The sequence below is a fragment of the Bacillus mesophilus genome (genome assembly GCF_011008845.1).
In the GTDB taxonomy this organism is placed as follows: Bacteria; Bacillota; Bacilli; order Bacillales; family SA4; genus Bacillus_BS; species Bacillus_BS mesophilus.
Genome location: NZ_JAAIWM010000007.1, coordinates 122,435 through 142,068 on the forward strand (window position 1 = coordinate 122,435; position 19,634 = coordinate 142,068).

The 19,634-nt window shown below is 37.8% G+C and carries 11 protein-coding genes; 1 reads left to right on the top strand and 10 read right to left on the bottom strand.

The genetic code is table 11. From position 1 onward, the window contains the following. Positions 1-13: 13 nt before the first annotated feature. The gene (locus G4D63_RS17470) at positions 14-1,753 is read left to right on the top strand and encodes an ABC transporter ATP-binding protein (protein WP_163181105.1); all 1,740 of its coding nucleotides are present in this window, start codon (positions 14-16) and stop codon (positions 1,751-1,753) included. A gap of 228 nt (positions 1,754-1,981) precedes the next feature. Here G4D63_RS17470 and G4D63_RS17475 read toward each other — a convergent pair whose 3' ends face one another. From G4D63_RS17475 to G4D63_RS17520, 10 genes are all read right to left on the bottom strand, one after another. Continuing rightward, complete coding sequence (locus tag G4D63_RS17475; RefSeq protein WP_163181107.1) at positions 1,982-4,897, bottom strand: carbohydrate binding domain-containing protein; 2,916 nt, start codon at positions 4,895-4,897, stop codon at positions 1,982-1,984. A 185-nt stretch (positions 4,898-5,082) separates the two neighbouring features. After that, a complete protein-coding gene (locus G4D63_RS17480; RefSeq protein WP_163181212.1) occupies positions 5,083-6,348 on the bottom strand; it encodes a glycoside hydrolase family 30 protein in 1,266 nt (421 codons plus the stop codon). An 83-nt stretch (positions 6,349-6,431) separates the two neighbouring features. Then, complete coding sequence (locus G4D63_RS17485; protein ID WP_163181109.1) at positions 6,432-9,584, bottom strand: cellobiose phosphorylase; 3,153 nt, start codon at positions 9,582-9,584, stop codon at positions 6,432-6,434. Between the two features lie 18 nt (positions 9,585-9,602). Further along, positions 9,603-10,937: a GH1 family beta-glucosidase gene (locus G4D63_RS17490; RefSeq protein WP_163181110.1), complete on the bottom strand. Its 1,335-nt coding sequence runs from the start codon at positions 10,935-10,937 to the stop codon at positions 9,603-9,605. Then, entirely contained in the window at positions 10,930-12,021 is a 1,092-nt protein-coding gene (locus G4D63_RS17495) for a family 16 glycosylhydrolase (RefSeq protein WP_204559176.1), read from the bottom strand. Before G4D63_RS17495 ends, G4D63_RS17490 begins: the two co-directional genes overlap by 8 nt. A gap of 384 nt (positions 12,022-12,405) precedes the next feature. Then, a complete protein-coding gene (gene mgrA / locus G4D63_RS17500; protein ID WP_163181112.1) occupies positions 12,406-13,401 on the bottom strand; it encodes an L-glyceraldehyde 3-phosphate reductase in 996 nt (331 codons plus the stop codon). Between the two features lie 54 nt (positions 13,402-13,455). Then, a complete protein-coding gene (locus G4D63_RS17505; RefSeq protein WP_163181113.1) occupies positions 13,456-14,388 on the bottom strand; it encodes an aldo/keto reductase in 933 nt (310 codons plus the stop codon). Positions 14,389-14,406: 18 nt separating this feature from the next. Then, positions 14,407-15,933: a response regulator transcription factor gene (locus G4D63_RS17510; RefSeq protein WP_163181115.1), complete on the bottom strand. Its 1,527-nt coding sequence runs from the start codon at positions 15,931-15,933 to the stop codon at positions 14,407-14,409. Next, complete coding sequence (locus tag G4D63_RS17515; protein WP_163181117.1) at positions 15,926-17,731, bottom strand: sensor histidine kinase; 1,806 nt, start codon at positions 17,729-17,731, stop codon at positions 15,926-15,928. The genes G4D63_RS17510 and G4D63_RS17515 overlap by 8 nt, the downstream gene beginning before the upstream one ends. A 156-nt stretch (positions 17,732-17,887) precedes the next feature. Next, positions 17,888-19,552, bottom strand: coding sequence for a type 2 periplasmic-binding domain-containing protein (locus G4D63_RS17520; protein WP_163181215.1), 1,665 nt, complete (start codon positions 19,550-19,552; stop codon positions 17,888-17,890). Between the last annotated feature and the right edge of the window lie 82 nt (positions 19,553-19,634).

The window sequence follows — 19,634 nt, forward strand, 5'->3', positions numbered from 1 at the left end:
AAGGAGTCTACTTATGGAACCTAAAAGCAAACAAATGCTAAAACCCTTTCTCTCCCTTATTTTATCTACAAAAATACCAAAGCTCGCCCTCACCTTAGGGCTAATCGGGAGTCTGATTACAACGATTGTTGGTCTTTCCATTCCCCTTTTAACACGAGAATTGGTCGATGGGTTTTCAGTTTCATCTTTGAACATGTATCTAATTGGGGCCATCGTGATTGTTTTTATTTTACAGGCAGTTATAGACGGGGCCTCTACTTATGCTCTTGCTTATGTCGGACAAAATATTGTCGCTAGGTTACGTGAGCGTATGTGGTTTAAGCTCATTCGTCTTCCGGTTTCCTATTATGATAAAAGTAAAAGTGGTGAATCCGTGAGTCGTGTAGTCAATGATACTGGGGTCGTAAAGGACTTAATTTCACAACATTTCCCTCAATTTATAAGCGGAATTATTTCCATTATTGGAGCAGTGATTATCCTATTTATTATGGATTGGAAAATGACTTTACTCATGTTTATTGCCGTTCCCATTACTGCTTTATTTATGGTTCCCCTTGGAAGTAAAATGTCAAAAATCTCTCGCAGTCTTCAGGATGAAACAGCGAATTTTAGCGGAAGCGTGCAGCAGACCCTAAGTGAGATTCGCTTAATGAAAGCATCTAATGCTGAAGCGACAGAAGAGCAAAAAGGTATGGCTGGTATTAACAAGCTGTTTTCTTACGGCTTAAAAGAGGGGATCATTTTCGCCTTCATTGGCCCGCTTATGTATTTAGTAGTTATGGTCGTGATTGTGGTTATTATTGGCTATGGTGGAATTCGAGTTGCGGAAGGGACGATGACTACAGGATCTCTAGTTGCCTTTTTACTGTATCTATTTCAAATTGTCTTCCCCATCACTTCCTTTGCCATGTTCTTTACCCAGTTACAAAAAGCAAGGGGAGCGACAGAAAGGATTATTGAAATACTGGCCCTAGAAGTAGAAGCAGGACAAACAGGAAAAGAGTTGGATATTTCCAATCAATCTATTACAGTGAAACATGTTTCCTTTTCCTACAATGAGGGAGAACCTATCATCCAGGATGTCTCGTTTAAGATCCTTCCAGGTACAATGGTTGCCTTTGCAGGACCGAGCGGTGGTGGCAAAACCACGATGTTCGCCCTACTCGAGCGCTTTTACGAGCCAACTCAAGGTGATATCTTAATTGGTAACACCCCCATTACAGAGTTATCGATGCATACGTGGAGAAGGCAAATTGGCTATGTATCTCAGGATAGCCCAATGATGGTAGGAACAATAAGAGAAAACCTATGCTACGGATTACAACAAGGTCAAGAAAACATTTCTGATGAGCGCTTATGGGAAGTCGCAAAAATGGCCTATGCTGATCAGTTTATTAAAGAGTTTCCAGAAGGCCTTGATACTGAGGTTGGCGAGCGCGGTGTCAAGCTCTCTGGTGGTCAACGACAACGAATTGCGATTGCCAGAGCCTTCTTGAGAGATCCCAAAATCCTTATGATGGATGAAGCAACCGCAAGCCTGGATACCCAATCTGAAGGAATAGTTCAACAAGCTTTATCTCGCCTCATGGAAGATCGCACCACCCTTGTTATTGCTCACCGCTTATCAACGATTGTCAATGCCGACAACATCATCTTTATAGATAAAGGACGAATAACAGGAACGGGTACACACGAAGAACTTGTCCAAACTCATGAGCTATATAGGGAATACGCTGAACAACAATTGACATAGGACACGAGGGCTTCTTCATATTAAGATGTTTTTTTTCATAAAAGGAAAAAGTCAATAAATCGTAGGGACAATCCAAAGTTCTGTCCCTTTTAAAACTGCAAAAACTGCACCTTATATCGTTAGAAAGTATGTCTAACGATATGGGTGCAGTTCATAATAGACGAAGTGAGTATTCCTTAAATATCTCCTCTATCCAGCTTCATTGAAGTAAATACTCATGAGGTTATTTTACTCTTTAACAACTGTAACATTATCAATATACACATTAGTTGCCGCATTTCCATCCGCGATATTTCCTAGTTCAAAAACTAGTTTTCCATCATGATAGGTATCTTCCGCCATCGTAAATGTAACCGTATAGGTTTTCATCTCATTTGTTAGATCAAATGTACTCATTTCCGCATAGTTGATAAACCATGGATCCGTCGTAAGTTCTTTTCCAATATTAACATTAACCTTCCGATTTTCATCAGCTCTAGCATCGAACGAAACCGTATACGTGCCACCCTTTTCGAAATATAAATCTTTTTGATACACTTGTGGCGCATATGAAGCACCACCGACTTGGGAAATCGAGACTTTCATCTCATTGTTTTCTACTGTTGCAGTACCTTCTGCATATCCACTCCATGGATCTCCCCACCAAGATGACCAATGCGCATTTCCGTCATTGAAGCTTCCATTGTCAATGCCAGGCGTTGTCGTTGGTTCTGGTTGTGGTTCTGGTGCATTTTTAACTTGTAGCACCACATTGTCAATATGAATGATATGGTTTCCTATTGTATTTTCACCATCTTTTCCTAGTAAAAACTTTAAGCTAGCCGTTTCATCTGATGGCATTGTAAATGTATAGCTATATTGGCTCATTTCATTAGTAAGCGTAGATTTCTCACTTAAGAATCTAGTATATTGAGCATTCTCTACTGTAACTTCAACATCTCTTAAGGCTGATGAACGGGCATCGAATGAAACGATATACTCGACCCCTTTTGATAACTTCAAGTTACCTTGTTCAAGGAGCACACTCCACGGCTCCTTGCCTTCATTACTGATGTCAATTTGTACTTCTTCTTGGCTGTTAACAGAAAGCGTTGCACTCGCATCGAAGTGCACATAGCTACCCCAAGAATCAAAACCATTTGCAAACTGACCATTCTTTAGAGGAAATAAGTCTACTTGCCCATAATCAATCTCCGTAGATGTTTTCAGAAGAACGATGTCATCTAGAATGATGTTAGAGTCTTGCCCACCTAAATTAAAGATGAGTTGCCCTTCTGAATCCGTGATCTCATCTGGCATGGTGAATACAATATCGTATTCTGCCATTTCTGTCGTAAGATTAATGGTTTGTAACTCAGAATAACTAACTTCACCCTCTTTACTTCTAACATCAACTTGGATGGAAGTTGGTTTTGCGGCTCTAGCTCTGAATGTCGCTTTATAATCATTGCCTTCTAGCAGGTACATCCCTTTTTGTAAAACTTGAACATCGGTAGGATTTGCTCCTCCATCTATTACTTCCACTTGTAATTCTCTCGAACCCTCATCAACACTTGCCGAGGCAACTGCTTGATTGGTAACGAGATTCCAATATGTCATTCGGTCCATGCTTCCTTGATCAAATGTCCCGTTATACACAAGATTTCCGTCTGGTAATGGTTGTTTTGGACCGTTTTCATCCACTGGCTGCCCTGTCACTTCCTCTACACGAACGTTACCAATCCATAAAGGATTCTCTCCGCCATTTCCTAGATTAAATTCTAACCTAGATACAAGATCCGTTTCTGCTAACATATCAAACGTAAATTCATAGCTTTGTAGTTGGTCTGTTAGTGAGAAAGTCTCTTCATTAGAATACTTCACCCATCCTCGTTCAGGACCTGCTCCGAGTTTCACCATCATATTCCGATTAGCCGTAGATTTTGCGTCAAAGCTAACTTTGTAGGTGCCACCTTTCCCTAATGAAAGATTTTGGATTAACTGTAGAGAATATAGCTGATTTCCTGGATTTGTTGGTGTAATTTTTGCATAATTCACACCATCCATTGATTCAACGTTAATCGTCCCATCTCCCCCGAAATCAGGTAAATGAACAAAGTTCCAATAGGTCGGATTTAATTCCTCACCAACAGCATCTACTTCCGTAATCGGGTGCTCATATTGATGATCGTAGATGAAGTTCCCATCTTCTAACGGCTGCTTTGCCCCTTCAGGTAATACTACTTTTTCAATCACAGGTTCAACTGGTTCTTGATAGTCTCGCTTTTTCAAGTCATAGACACGAACATAATCGATTTCCATTTTCTTTGGAAAAATAGTAGATTCATCTGGTTCACCATCAAACCAGCCGCCTACTGCTAAGTTCATAATCAGATGGAAATTTTGATCAAATGGTGCTGGATATGAGTATTTAGTGGCACTGTTCTTCCCTTTTGAATACCAGTTATTTTGAGTCTGATATAACTTTCCGTCTACATACCAACGAAGTTCTCCTGGCTCCCATTCAAGTGAATAGGTATGCCATGCATCAATTCCTCTATTTTTAGGTAGTTCATACTCTTTACCTGTATACTTGTTATTTGGCCACACTTCTCCATAATGGATGGTCCCAGCCACTGTATGGGGTTTACTTCCCCAGCTCTCCATAATATCGATTTCTCCTGAAGCTGCCCAACCACCGTATTTGTCATCTTCAGGTAACATCCAAATCGCTGGCCATAATCCCTTCCCTACAGGAAGCTTTGCTTTAATATCAAATCGACCATACTTTTTACTAAATAAACCCTTTGTTTTTAATCTTGCTGAAGTATAATCATAAGTTCCAAACTGATCTGTCACTTTTTCCTTTTTCGCTTGGATAATAAGCTTCCCATCTTTTACGTAAGCGTTTTCACTTGAGTCCGTATAAAATTCCTTCTCATTGTTTCCCCATCCAGGCGCAACTCCATTCCCATCTGCATCAACAATCCAGTTTCCTAAATCATACGTCCACTTTGTGCGATCGATCTCCTTGCCATCAAATTCATCTGACCAAACAAGTTCCCATTCGGATTTACTAGATTTTTCTTCTTTATTTAGTGCTCCTAATGCCATTGAAGGTAAAATAAGAAAAAGGCTTAGCATAATCAATAAAATTCTTTTCAATTTTTTTCCTCCTTATAATTGGGTATAGATTCAAAACGAGGTACGTTGTTAACCACCTCCTTTTCGTACAGAATGATTAGAATCATGAGGTATTATCTATGTAGTGTGTTAGTGGATATATAGAAAGCTATGTAAGTAGCGACCTACGTGTGGCCGCTCCCTACATAGTTTTCAGAAGCTGTAGATTACTTTATTATTGTTGTAATAGAGTGACTAGGTAGCTCGACTTCTAGAACTTCATCATTTAAGGAAACTCTAAGATTCTCAACTGTATCGGTAGCATTCATCAAAACTACTACTACCGCTCCATCTGCATTTTGGAAAGCAACCGTTTGGATGGTGTCTGTATGAAGTTCATGCTTAATTCTGACAGCACCTGGTTTTACATATTTGCTAAAATGTCCAATGTAATAATAAGAGCTATTGTAATGGATGTCCCCTGTCTTCGTGTCTACTATGATTGGAGCATCACAATAGTTTCCAACATGGTTAGGCCCACCTTGTTCATTTAAGACAATATTCCAATCAATCCAGCCTTCTAGCCAGTTGTTGAAGTCTCCCATCATATTACGAGCATATCGTTCACCAGTATGCCAAGCACCTAGCTTCACTCCACCTTCAATACACCCTTCTGTAAATAGAAGATGCTTGTCAGGGAAATCATCATGGATTTTAGTGAGGTTCTCAAACTCCTCAGAGACATACCAATGAAGGCCTGTTCCCCAAATATACTTTGCCGCTTCAGGGTCAGAGAAAATGACTTTTGCACGCTCATAAGCAATATCACGGTTATGATCCCACACAACAATTTTCCTATCTTGAAGCCCTTCTTTTTCTAAAACTGGGCCTAAATAATTTTTCACAAAATCTCTTTCTTCTTCAGCTGTATAACGGCATGAATCCCAAACCTGAGTTGCCTCAGGTTCATTTTGTACGGATACACCCCAAATAGGAATCCCATGTTCTTCCATTGCTTTAATATATTTCGCATAGTAAAGGGCCCAAACTTCACGATACTCCTCTTTTAACTTTCCACCGTGATTCATATCATTATTTGTTTTCATCCAAGCTGGAGGACTCCATGGTGAGGACAATATAGTGATATCTTCGCCAGCTATGTTTCTAGCATCCTTAATTAATGGAAGTACCCATTTGAATTCTCTTTCAATTGAGAAGGTCTTCAGGTCTGTATCATAGTCATCTACATATGTGTAATTTTCTAAGGAAAAATCACAGCTATGGATGTGGGTTCTCCCTAACGTATACCCAAGCCCTTTTTCTTTATCAAAGTAGCTCTCAATCACTTTCATTCTATCTTCTGGGGAGATTTGTGCTAATGTGTAAGCAGCTGCTTCTGTAAACGCTCCTCCAAATCCCATGATTTTCTGAAAGGATTGAGTAGGATCTACTTTTAATAGATTTGTTTCATCTTCTTTTTCAGATTGAACCATTCTTGCTTCTATTTCATAAAACTTCTCATCTTTTCCTTGAGCTGTTTGGAAAATCTTCACTTATGTCCCCTCCTATTCTTTATTTATCCTAGATAGACATCTACTCTCTTAATCTCTTTATTTCTAATGGAGAGAGCATACTTTTCCTCTAAGAAGTCGTTCTCTACTTCAATCTTCTCCTCAACACCATGAAGAACGTATTTTACCGTTTTAACTCCATCCATACCGAAAGAATTTTTTCTTTCTGGATTATAGTAAGTGACTTCTACGTCTCCTAATAAAACAAAACGGACTTGATTGTGATCATTAAACAACCATTCTGGAAGGATAGGCTGCAACTGAAGGGTCAGCTTACCTTCATCTAAAGAAAATACCTTTTTCCCCATCATCATCACTTGCCACATACTTATAAACTCAGCTGTTGTTCCACTTAATCTCGCTACAAAGCCTTGACCGTGAACAGCCGAATCAGGATTGACGCTACTTGCAATAAAAGAGGAATTCTCCAGTGTACTTCTTCCATATACTTCTGGATCCATAAAAGGAGGTAATGCATGCCTAAAATCTTCGAAGAAGGCATCATATAATCCCGCTTTTAATAGACTTAATAGATATTTAAATTCCATGTGCATGAAAATGGATTCTCTCTCTAACCATCCTGGTGTAAAGGCACGAGCCCGACCAATTTCATATGTCATCTCTTCTAGAGAACTAGAAGTCTTATACATTTTTAAGCTTTGGTCATACAACTCAGATTCCTTGATTAATTGGTGAATCTTACTTGATTCTTCTTGCTCTTTGTAAGTTTTCAACGCTCTTGCTGGACCTTCTAAGAAATGCGGTAAAGTCACTGTTTGAAAAGCATGAATATCAACTATTGGTAAGCCTTTTTCATTCACTCGATCTGTTACTGTATAGTCACTAACCTCAAAGTAGAAATAAGTTGGTGTTAATCCTTCACCATGGATGACAGCTTTTTCAATCCCTAGATTCACTTTGTGGAGATAGTTTTCAATCATACGAACCATATTATCTGAGGTGATCTGCACTTCCTCACCGGTAACATCATGTCTTACCGCTTCCCGGTATTGCTCACGTGCAGTTGAAACCGTATCCCAATAGTTGAAATCATCTAGGCTACCATTTCTGTATTGTTCTAAGGCTCCATTTACCACTTCTATCAACTGATGTAATTCCATCGGCACAGCTATGCGGTGATCTGACTGCTTTAACGCATCAATCATAAATTCTAGTACTCTCTTTAGTTCATATGTTTCACTCATCGCTGAACCAAATAAACCAGGTAAACCATTCATGGAATCATTCCAACCGGGCTTATTCGCTTCCATCTCAATTCCCATTCCAAGAGGGTCAAGCGTTGAAAACTTAATGAAAGCTAAACCGAATAATTTACTCATTAGGTTCGTTCGATAGAGATCTCCGTTTCTAGTTACCAACCAATTTCCTTCTCCATTATGGTTTTCATGAATAGCTCCGTATTGACGAACTTTACCATTCGCTATCACATATTTTTCTGATCTCGGCTTCACATAAACGTGGCTTGTAAAGAACTTGTAATCCTCGTCTTGGAATAACAAGTAATCTTGTTTCTCTGGAAAGATGGATAGATAGTTTTGAATTAAATCTAAGTTATATGTCCAATGATCCATCCAATATCCTTCTCCGAATTCGGCCTCCATGTTTTGCTCACTTCTAGATAGGACCTGTTTCAAAAATTCGGATGGAGCTACTGAAAGTTCCATATTTCGCTCTAGTATGGACTGTAGTAAAGAACCCGGTGTAAAGGTGCCGCTTAATTTTGATTGGATCCATTGTTGGTCCTCGTCTGATGTGAAGCTTCCTTTCATCCACTCAAAATTATTTTTGTCCTTAAGCTCAAAGCTTGCCCCTTTAACGACTAATGGATTATATCCATCTGCCTGAATTAAGCTCATAAATAACTTGATGTTATAGTCACCTATTTCAGGATGGAAGAAGATATCATTTCGACGATTTTGATTAACATCTCGGAAATTACCATTTCCTTGTGAAAAAAATTCAGGTGCTAGTGAGAAGAAGTTATAATCTCGTTCTAAATCTCCATGCTTCCTTGAGTACACGTAATACACAAAAGGATTCCTCTCTGTTTCAAGCATCATGGGAAGTCCACCACGTAACACATTATCTAAATAGCTTTGCTTACAGTAAGCATCAAATAAAGGTAAACCTGAATCTGTTTGGATATCTTTTGTGATTTCGTTAACTAGTTCTGTAGTTTCTACATATTTTTGATTCATATAGGCCGACTGAGATAAATCTGACACTCTATTGTTGATTAGACTAATATCATTCACATGACCAATCATTGTATATAGTGTGACTTTTTCACCTGGAGCTAACTTTTGCTCAAAAGCTGAGAATCCTGATGGGACTTTATTGGCTGTTATTGGCTCTCTTTCTAGTAACTCCTTTACCGACACCTGAGCAAACTCATTCGGAAAAGACCAAGATGTGTTTTTGCCAAATACATCTTCAACATCAACAATAGGAGATAATAACTTTCCGTCCTGAACAAAGCTTAAGTAAAAATGACCTTTTGTCACTTCTTCTACCTCTGCTGTGTCGTTTGTTGAGGAGCGCACACGATAATAAGGAATGTTATTCTCAAGATTGAAAACATCCATCCAACTTTTTAACGTATTACCTACTGCTTTATACGCAGCATCGTCGACACCGTAAGGAATAATTGCCGGTAGACCGTCCACCACTTCTAGATCTAATAAGGTATTGGTTCTATTCTCTATTTCAACTTTACGAACAAGTGCAGCAAAGTTTTCATTGGGTAATGTAAAGTAGGTAACCGTTGTGTTCAATCCTGTTTCTTCATTCATTTCCTCAATCTTTAGTTCATTTTCCTTAATGAACATCTTTCTCTCAGCTGAAAAGTTCGCTGACGAAAATGGTTCAGAAACTTTTCCATTTATCTTTACAAATGTTCGAAATCCATTTGTAGAGACACGTTGATAAGCTTGATTGGCAGGAAAAAATTCCGTAATAGCATGGTTTTTATCTTGTACACCAAAGCTCACAATTGCTTGTCCTCGATTGACATAAAAGGACCACATTGGTACTCCGTATACCCCTGCAATTCCAGGAAGGAAGCTTGAGAATGTTTTCGCTTCATCATATTGGTTGATTGCAAAGTAATTTTCATCATTAAACGTATAATTGACCATGATGTGCACCTCTCTTCATTAGATTGTTCTTGTACGTATAACGTCTGCGTAGCGATGACCCGTTTCTTTTAACGTCCTTTTTTGTGTTTCGAAGTCTACATACGTAATACCGAAGCGTTTATCATATCCGAATGCCCACTCAAAATTATCAAGCAATGACCATAAGTAGTATCCTGCTATGTTCATTCCTTCATCATTTAAATCTGCAACTGCTGCAATGTGTTCTTCTACATATTTCTGGCGTTCTGTATCGTATACTCTTCCATCCTCAGCCACTACATCATCAAATGCCGCACCGTTTTCTGTTATATAGATTGGTAGATTTGTATATTCTTCTCTAAGCCTTCTAATAAGTTCCTTAAATTCATTCGGAGCTATATCCCAGCCCATACCAGTTTGATCATAATCAGAGTATGCCCCTTTATATAAGAAGTCTGCAGCACTCGAAAATTCAACGATTGAACGAGAATAATAGTTAATTCCGAAAAAGTCACATTCAATTGAAATCTTTTCTAAATCTCCTGCTTGGATAAAACGATAATCATGTACGTATTTGGAAAATAAATTCATCATATCCACTGGGTAACTACCTTTAAAAACAGGATCTAAAAACCAACGATTTCCGTACCCGTCTGCATTATTAGCTGCTAAACGATCATTTGTCGAGTTACTCGCAGCATAAACAGGTGATAGATTTAATGTAATTCCAATTGGAGTCTTTGATTGGAATTGGTTCTTGAGTAAATCTACGGCTTCTCCGTGAGACAAAAGTATATGGTGAACTGCTTTCAATGCTTCTTCCATATTTGTATGTCCTGGTGCATGAACTCCCTGGTGATAGCCTAAAAAGCCGGCACACCATGGTTCATTATGTGTAATCCACGAATCGACGTCGGCATCAAGTTCTTCAAAACAAATACTCGCGAACTCCTTAAACCAGTTTACCGATTCACGATTTGTCCATCCTCCTAGTTCATGGGCCCACATTGGAAGATCCCAGTGGTACAAAGTGACTGATGGTTTAATGTTATTTTCCTTTAATTTTGTAATGAGTCTTTTATAAAAATCCATACCTGCCGGATTGTACTTTCCTTGCTCAGGAAAAATTCTTGGCCATGCGATGGAAAAGCGGTATGAATCTACCCCTAATGTTGTAAGAATTTCTACATCTTCTTCATAACGATGGTAATGATCGCATGCAACATCACCATGATCCATGTTCCACACTTTTCCCGGAATACGTGAGAATGTATCCCAAATGGATAACGACCTACCATCTTCTTTATAAGCTCCTTCTATTTGATAAGAAGAAGTTGCAGTACCAAATATAAAATCCTTTGAAAATCTAGTCATTACTTTCACCTCTATGTTTTTGATACACCTTAATTGAATCAATCAGCATTTGCTGCGGGAAGTTAGTTGTTTCATCAGGATACCCTGGCCACTTTCCGCCAACGGCTAAGTTAATTTGCAAATAAAAATCACGGTTAAAAGGAGCTGGATACTTTACCTCTGTACCGTTTTGATCGTTGGTTGAAAACCAATTCGTTTGTTTGGCATAGAGAATGCCATCCACATACCATCTGAATTCTTCTGGTTCCCAATCTAGGGTAAACTCATGAAAATCATCAGAGAATTTTTGACCATGTGGTAGTGTATACGATTCACCGGTGTACGTATGTGGCACACCATAATGAAGCGTTCCGTGCACCGTTTCCGGTTCATGACCCACTATTTCCATAATGTCAATTTCACCGCAAGACGGCCAGCCTGAATATAGCTCCATATCTTCTGGCATCATCCAAATAGCAGGCCAAATCCCTTGACCTTCAGGAAGCTTGGCCCGAATAGAAAATCGCCCATAAGTCCAGCTTTGCTTCCCTTTTGTTGTCAACTTGGCTGACGTATAAGGATGCTCTTTCCATGTTTCCTTATGGGCTTCAAGAACTAGTATTTGCTCTTCTAGACGTGCATTTTCTTTACGAGGAGTGTAGTATTGCAGCTCCTTATTACCAAATCCTCCTCCGCTATTTACGAAATTCCAATTCTTTTCGTCTACTTCTGAGTCCAAGAAAGAATCTTCCCACACGAGTGTCCAATGAGCAGGTTGGATCTCTTCCTCTGTAAGCGTAATCAATTTATAGTTTATAACCTTGTCTTCTTTATCTACTTCATACAACCCAATATATTTGTTTATTACTGCATCAACTCCAGTAATACAGCTTCCTAGATTATAAGGATTTGTAACAGTTCGATCAGAAGGTACTTGATCCCCAATTGTCGGATTAATGATAGGTGAGGATGAAACTTTCACTGCTAGCTGATGACCTGAAGCTATGACAACGTCTGTAATCTTCGTCGTTCCCATCATTTCCCCTTTACTAATTGCTGCTTGAAGGGCATGTGAGGGATTCGTCTGACTGTTTTCTAATACCATGTTCTCCACTCCATCCTAATCAACATAAATTTACTACGTATTCTATTATTTTACCTTGTTCAGGACGATTACTTTAGATGAGGAATTTTGTATTCGGTTTCAGTATTTTAGGAACAAAAGGCGCAAGCACCCCGGGTGGCCTCAGGCATAGCAAATGTTCCTTAAAGAGAAAAAGGGTGATCTTTCCTTTTACTCTTTAAGGAACATTTGACCTAGGAAAAGTGTATTTTCTTTTTCCCTCGAGGTTGGATGAAATTGCAAGGATCATCGCAATTTCATCTTGGCTTGGCGCTGAAGCCGGATTACGATACACTAGGCTTAGTTATCCACAAATGATTCATTTTGTAATTTCCTAAAAATAAAAAAATAACGAGCCTAAGCTCGCTATTTTCCTTGTAATACTTCATCTATTATTCTTAATTCTTCTTCAGAGAAATCTAGTTTTTCTAACGTTTTTATATTTTCTTCAATCTGGCTTACTTTACTTGCTCCAATTAACGCAGAAGTAATGCTTTTCTCTCGTAAAACCCAAGCTAATGCCATTTGAGCCAAGCTCTGTCCCCGCTCTTTTGCGACATTGTTTAGTAACATCACCTTTTGCACCACTTCTTGTGATACATCTTCTTTGTTTAGAAAGCTTTTGTCCTTCATGGCTCTTGAATCAGAAGGAATACCGTTGATATAGCGGTTTGTTAATAACCCTTGTGCAAGAGGAACAAAAGCAATGCATCCAACGCCTTCATCTTCTAGCAAGTTTGTTAATCCATCTTCAACCCAACGATTAAACATAGAATACGCGGCTTGGTGAATGAGCATCGGTGTTCCTAGTTCTTTAAGAATAGCAATCGCTTTCGTTGACTCTTCCACACCATAATTGGAAATACCCACATATAATGCTTTACCTTGTCTGACGATCTGGTCTAATGCTAACATTGTTTCTTCTAAAGGTGTATCTGGGTCTGGTCTGTGATGATAAAAGATATCAACATAATCAAGTCCCATTCTTTTTAGACTTTGATCTAAGCTAGAAATCAAATATTTCTTAGAGCCCCAATCCCCGTAAGGCCCCTGCCACATGTAGTATCCTGCTTTAGTAGAGATGATCATTTCATCTCGATACCCAGCAAAGTCTTGTTGAAGAATTTTACCAAACGTCTCTTCAGCTGACCCTGGTGGTGGACCATAGTTATTCGCTAAATCAAAATGAGTAATTCCTAAGTCAAAAGCCTTCCGAACCAGTGCTCGTCCATTCTCAAAAACATCTTCTCCACCAAAGTTGTGCCAAAGACCTAATGAAATAGCAGGTAATTTCAGTCCTGTTCTCCCGCATCGGTTATATACCATTTGTTCATAACGTTGTTCATTTGGGTTATACACCATATTAAAAACCTCCAAAATTGTCTTTTATCAGAAATTCACTTCAATAGTTGGTTACTACCAGCCTAGAGGAGACGGTTCTATCTCTTCTTGCCAAAAGGTTTGAATTTTCCTTCTTGCTTCAGCTGACATTTTCCCCTTACTTGCAGCTAGGTTTTCTGTTAATTGTTTATCATCTCTAGCACCTGGAATCACTGTTGAGACTTCCTCAAATGCCAAAATAAAGCGCAAGGCTGTTTGTACGATCGATTCATTTCCAATGATGGGTTGTAGTTTTCCCAGTACGTCCTGCCTCCGCTTAATTTGTTCCTTTGACCATCTGCTTCTTATACCAGTAAAGACACTATCTTGATGATACTTTCCTGAAAGCCATCCAGAATCTAATGGTACTTTTATAATAAGTCCTACATTTTTTTCTTTTGCCTTTTGAAATGCTTTTAGAGGTTCTTGATAGAATATATTAAACATCACTTCAATTACCTGTGCATTCGTATGCTCTAGTATTTCAAGCATTTCCTCACTTGTATCAACGGAGGCTCCATATGCTCGAATTTTGCCTTCATTCTTTAAGGTATCTAACAGTTCAAACTGTGCGCTCCTGCCTTGGAGACAGCTAAATGGTGGATTATGAAGAAGTAATGTGTCCACATAATCCGTTTGAAGTCGCTGTAAGCTTGATTCAATAGAAGTTCTCAATTTACTTACATCGAAATCAACAACCTGATTAGGATGATGACCGATCTTTGTGTTGATCACGACTTTCTCTCTTGAATGAATAAGAGCTTTCCCAAGCAGCTCCTCACTTTTACCAGCACCGTAATTAGGAGCGGTGTCAAAAAATGTACACCCTTGATTCATTGCATGATGAACTAAGGAGATTGCTTCATTCTCCGACATCTCTCCCCAATCTTTTTCATTCCCTAATTGCCAAGCACCAAATCCGATCTCAGAAACTTGCAGACTTGTGCTACCTAATGTTCGATATTTCAAGTTATTCCCTCACGATCGTTAGTTTTGGCTACGAAACTCCTTTGGAGAAATTCCTTCTAACTCCCTAAATACTCTTGCAAACTGTTTAGAATTCTTGTATCCAACCATTTCGCCGATCTCAAAAACTTTATAATCCGTTTCTTTTAGAAGTTTTTTTGCTTCGTTGATTCTTATTTTTTTTACGTAATCCACAAAGTTACTACCAGTGAACTCTTTAAACGTGTGACTAAAATAAGAGTAGTTAACCGAAATATAGTTAGAAACGACCGCTAGATTTAGATCAGTATGAAAGTTTTCTTCAATATATTTTATGGCTTTGCCCATGTATTTCTGGTCGGAGTAGACAGATTTCACTTGCTTAACGTATTCATGGAGCCGCATGACTAAATCTTCGACTGCATAATAATAGTCGTGAAAATCTTTATAATTATACATATCTCCCACTTTGCTATAGAGCTTAAAAATTTCTATAGATTCTTCACCTAGCTTATTAAAAAAGCTATCAAAAATATGTTTATTGATTAATTCACCAATTGCCTCCATATACCCAATACCTAGCGAGGAAATCTTTTCATAATCAAAGATGTTTAAGAGACTATACTTTAACTCTTTATCTCTTCCCGTTCCAAGCATATTGGAAATTTTATATATCATATCCTCTGGAAGCTCTTCACGTTCGAAGTGTTTTCCTTTTATATTCTCGTATTGAATTAACTGACATCTAGGAAATAAAAATTGGTACTTCTTAGCCTGAGAAGCTTGATTATATCCCTCTTTAAGCTTTTTTAATTCAACCTGTTTCTCACTCACTGCTTGAAACAAATGAAAGTACTTTTCATCCTTTAGTTTTTCTGTTATATAGTCAAATAGTGAACCATCTGGTGTTATGAGAACAACATTATCATATTTGTCGTTGAAGCTAATATGATGTTTGGTTTCTTGACCGTAACGTTTCTCTAGTAGATATTTGATTCGATGAAGACTTTCAATCGGTTCCATTCCACTTTTACTTACGAGTATGTCAACATAATATCCATCCGGATACTCCGGTAGGTTCGTTTTTAAACAAATTCGTTGAATTTCGTCCTCATCAATATTCTGGTTTAGTAGAATAAGGTTTAATTGGCTTGTGCGCAGTTCATCTAATTGCTCTAGTCCCTTTTCATAATCGGCACCCAGCTCTTCTAACACCTTATTAATGGACTGAAATAGCTCACTACGGTTAACCGGTTTCAATAAGTAATCTTTTACATTCGATTTGATTGCGGCTTTTGCATACTCAAAATCATCATGTCCGCTTAAGATGATGACAGATATATTCACCTTCATTTCTTGAACTTCTTGAATGAGAGTAATTCCATCTACTCTAGGCATCTTAATATCTGTAATCAAGATATCAATTGGTTCCTGTTTGATTATTTCCATTGCTTCTTGTCCATCCGAAGCGACTAATATCTCAAACACATCCGCAAACTCTCTCTTTACCATAGCTTGGATCCCTAGACGAATGTTTTTTTCATCATCTACTATTAACACTTTATACATGTTTTCGTACCCCCTTGATCACGATACAAGGTAATGTCACTACAACTTTCGTGTACTGCCCTTCTAGACTGTCCACATGAAGGCCATATTCATTTCCGTAGTGAAGTTTTATTCGTTCATTCACATTGCGTAGGCCAATCCCACCCTGTTGATGGATAGATTCGGGCACTTTTTCGTCATCCACTTGAATGTGATGGTTCAGCTTTTCTAAATCAACTGCCGTCATACCGACACCATTATCCGTTACTTGAATTTGAACATTGTCATCCTTTATACAAGCCGTGATTTCTATCATACCATCATAAATGGTATGAATAATCCCATGTCTCAATGAATTCTCTACGATGGGTTGAAGGGACATTTTTAGTATTTCTTGTTCCAACAAATGCCCAGGGATCTTTACCTTTAGACTGATTCGCTTGTCTAGGCGTAAGTTCATAATATCAATATAATTTTTTATATGAGTAACTTCTTCTTGAAGAACAACAAAATCATTTTTCCACTTTAAGTTGTATCTCATCATTTCACCTAGTGAAGTAAGTGCATCTGAAATTTCATATTTTTCTTCTATTTCTGCCATCATCTTTATATTTTCTAATGTATTGTATAAGAAGTGTGCATCAATTTGTGTTTTCAGTGCACGTAATTCTGCCTCTTTTGTTGATGCTTGTTTATTAACTGCATCAGCGATTAGTCGATTAATTTTTTTTAACATTTCTCTAAAGTGATGGGCTAATTGTGCAATTTCACTTTGGCCGTAAATGTCTACCTGTACTGCAAAGTCTCCTGCCTCCACACGTTTCATTAGTTCAATCAACTTATATAATCTTTTTAACAAAAAGGAAATTAGTAGATACGTTAAGAGTGAAAGAATAAATACGATTAAAAACGTACCACTTAATGCAATGTTTCTAGTTTGCTTCATTTCCGCATAAATATTTTCCAAGGAGATCACGTTTATAACATGTGATTCAATGTCTTCTATATAGGTTGACACGATTAAGTAGGGTATATTGTTTTGGGTAAATTGTGCACTTGCAATCTCTTTATTTTTGATCGTATTATGTTCCTTTTGGATAACTGATAACTCAATTTCATGTTCATTCAAAAAGCTTTTGTTAGGATCCTGGTACACATTCTGATGTGAATCTATGACAATCATCTCGGATTGACCATCATTAACAGGGCTATACATATTCGGATAAAAATTCTTTAAATGCATACTAATCTCAATAACGCCCAAATGTTCATCCTTTGGATACTCAATTTCACGAAGCAAGGAGATTTTTGCGTTTTTATTGATAATTAAATAGCGATCTAGTAAATCAAGATCACTTTTTTCATAAGACCATAGTTCCATTCCATTACGGACCATGACTTCACTTAACCAAGGTTTATCTATAATCCTATCCTCTTTAAACACGATGGGCCACATCTCTGTTACATAGGGGTTGCTCGTAAAGAGGCGAATATGTGCGATCGTTGGATTATTATTTTGAAGCTTCGCTACATTTGAAAAGGCATTCATTTTAAAATCTATGAGTTCATTGATATTGGTTTCATCTCTCGTTTTAATATACTCAATAAAATCATTATCAGATACAACCATTTGAGCGGTTCTTCTCATAGATTCAATATTAGTATGGATATGAATACGTTCCATCTCTAATAGATTTTCATTTTTTTTGGTTATAGCAGATAATGAGTTTTCATAAAGTTGATTTGAATAATATAAAGTAAAGATAATTGCTGGTATCATAAAAATGATGACGTATAGAGAGATTAATTTTTTTTGCAAAGATAATCTCCACATTATTTGTATTGGTGAAGATTGCATAAGTTTTTTCATTCCCACCACATCCACTAGATTATTTCATATTGTCTAGTATAGTTCATATTAATCTAATATATAGCTTAAAAACCCAGAGTTCCTCTGGGTTTTTTTGCAAGCTTCTTACTTTGTTGCAGCATCAAGCTTTTCTTTATTCTTTTCGAAAATAGTCTGCTGGTATTCTTTTACTTTATCATAGCCATAATCGTCACGCTTCTCTAGGAATTCCTCAAAGATTTGATCAAATTCCTTATCTGACTTAGCTAATAATAATTTAGGTACCGTTTTGCCCCATTCTTGAGCAATTTTACTACCCGCAACACCTTCAGCTGAAGTACCTGTTGGGTTAATTCCATCATACGCTGCAAAACTCATTGTTTTACCTTTTGTCCAATCTTCCATTTGTTTAAATGGTTCAGCAGCAGGTGGTGCCCATTGAAGGCTCATATTTGTATCCATTAACATCCAGAACTTATAAGATCCACCGTATTGTTGGTCAAACGCAGCACGGTCATTATTTAATAATTCTAGTACTTCTGGTTTGAATTGTGACTTACCATCTACAACTTCGTGCATTTCGCCTTCTTTACCAAGGTAAAGGTCCTTTTGACCTTCTTCACTGATTAAATAACTTAAGAAACGAATCGCTCTTTCTTTATCTTTTACATCTTTTGAAATTAACGTAACTGTCCATCCAGAAATACTATCACCAGCTAGAGTTGGTGCATCTAAGTTTGAGTTAGCTGGACCTTCTACTGCAATATAAACTGAGTTTGGATCTTTTGCATATAAAGCTTGTTGCTGTGCTGCTAAATCACTGCGTTGATATAACATGGCAAAATAACGGCCTTGTGCAATCTTTTCTTCCATTTGTGGACGCTTATCAATGAAAATATCTTTTGCTAATAGTCCCATATCGTTTGCTTCTCTAAATGTCTTTAACCATTTTAAATATTCAGGATCTGTCGTACGGTCGTACAATTCTCCGTCCTTTTCCATTGGAATGGCTAAGAAGTTTTGTAAGTAACCTTCTAAAGAGTTGTTACCCACATCTGTAAATTCATTTAATCCAAATGGAATTAACGGAGCTCCATTTACTTCTGGGAATTTTTCTTTTGCCGCTTTAAGGGCCGCTAAGAACCCTTCTGGTGTTCTCATATCTGGGCTACCAATCGCTTCGTACATATCTTTTCTTACTAGGAATGTTTGATTAGATGGTTTTAAATCTTTATATTGATCGAAGTCTTGTGGTGACGATGAAGCATTTGGATATCCATATACGTTTCCATTTTCTTGCTTATACCATTCTAGTTTGGCACCATCTGATACCTTAAAGAAATAAGGATCGTAGTTTTCAGCTAGTTCATTTAAAGGAAGAACTAATTCCCCTTCAATCATCTTCTTTACTGCATCTTCCCACCAGCCAATTGTGATAAAGTCTGGTAACTTACCAGATGCAATCATGGTATTCATTTTTTCAGCTTCATTTCCTGCAGGTGAAATAAAGTTAACCGATACACCTGTTTTATCCGTTACATACTTTGATACTGCATCTTCTCCCCATTTACTTGCATACCAAGAGAAGTTTACATACCAGTCAAATGTAATAGGTGACGTGTCTGCCTGCCAACCTGGTTCGTCAGCTGAAAGTGGTGTTGTTTCTTTTTCTTTATCCTCGTTTGAAGCGCTTTCATTCGATTCACTATTTGAGCATCCTGCAAACAATGCTACAAACATAGACATCATTAAAATGAAAGTAATTGTCTTTGTTAAGATGTTTTTCTTCATCATAGTTTCCCCCTTACTTTTTTTGGGGCACTGTTATTTTGTAACAGTGCCATTATATTTAAAAACTCTTCATAAGAAGAAT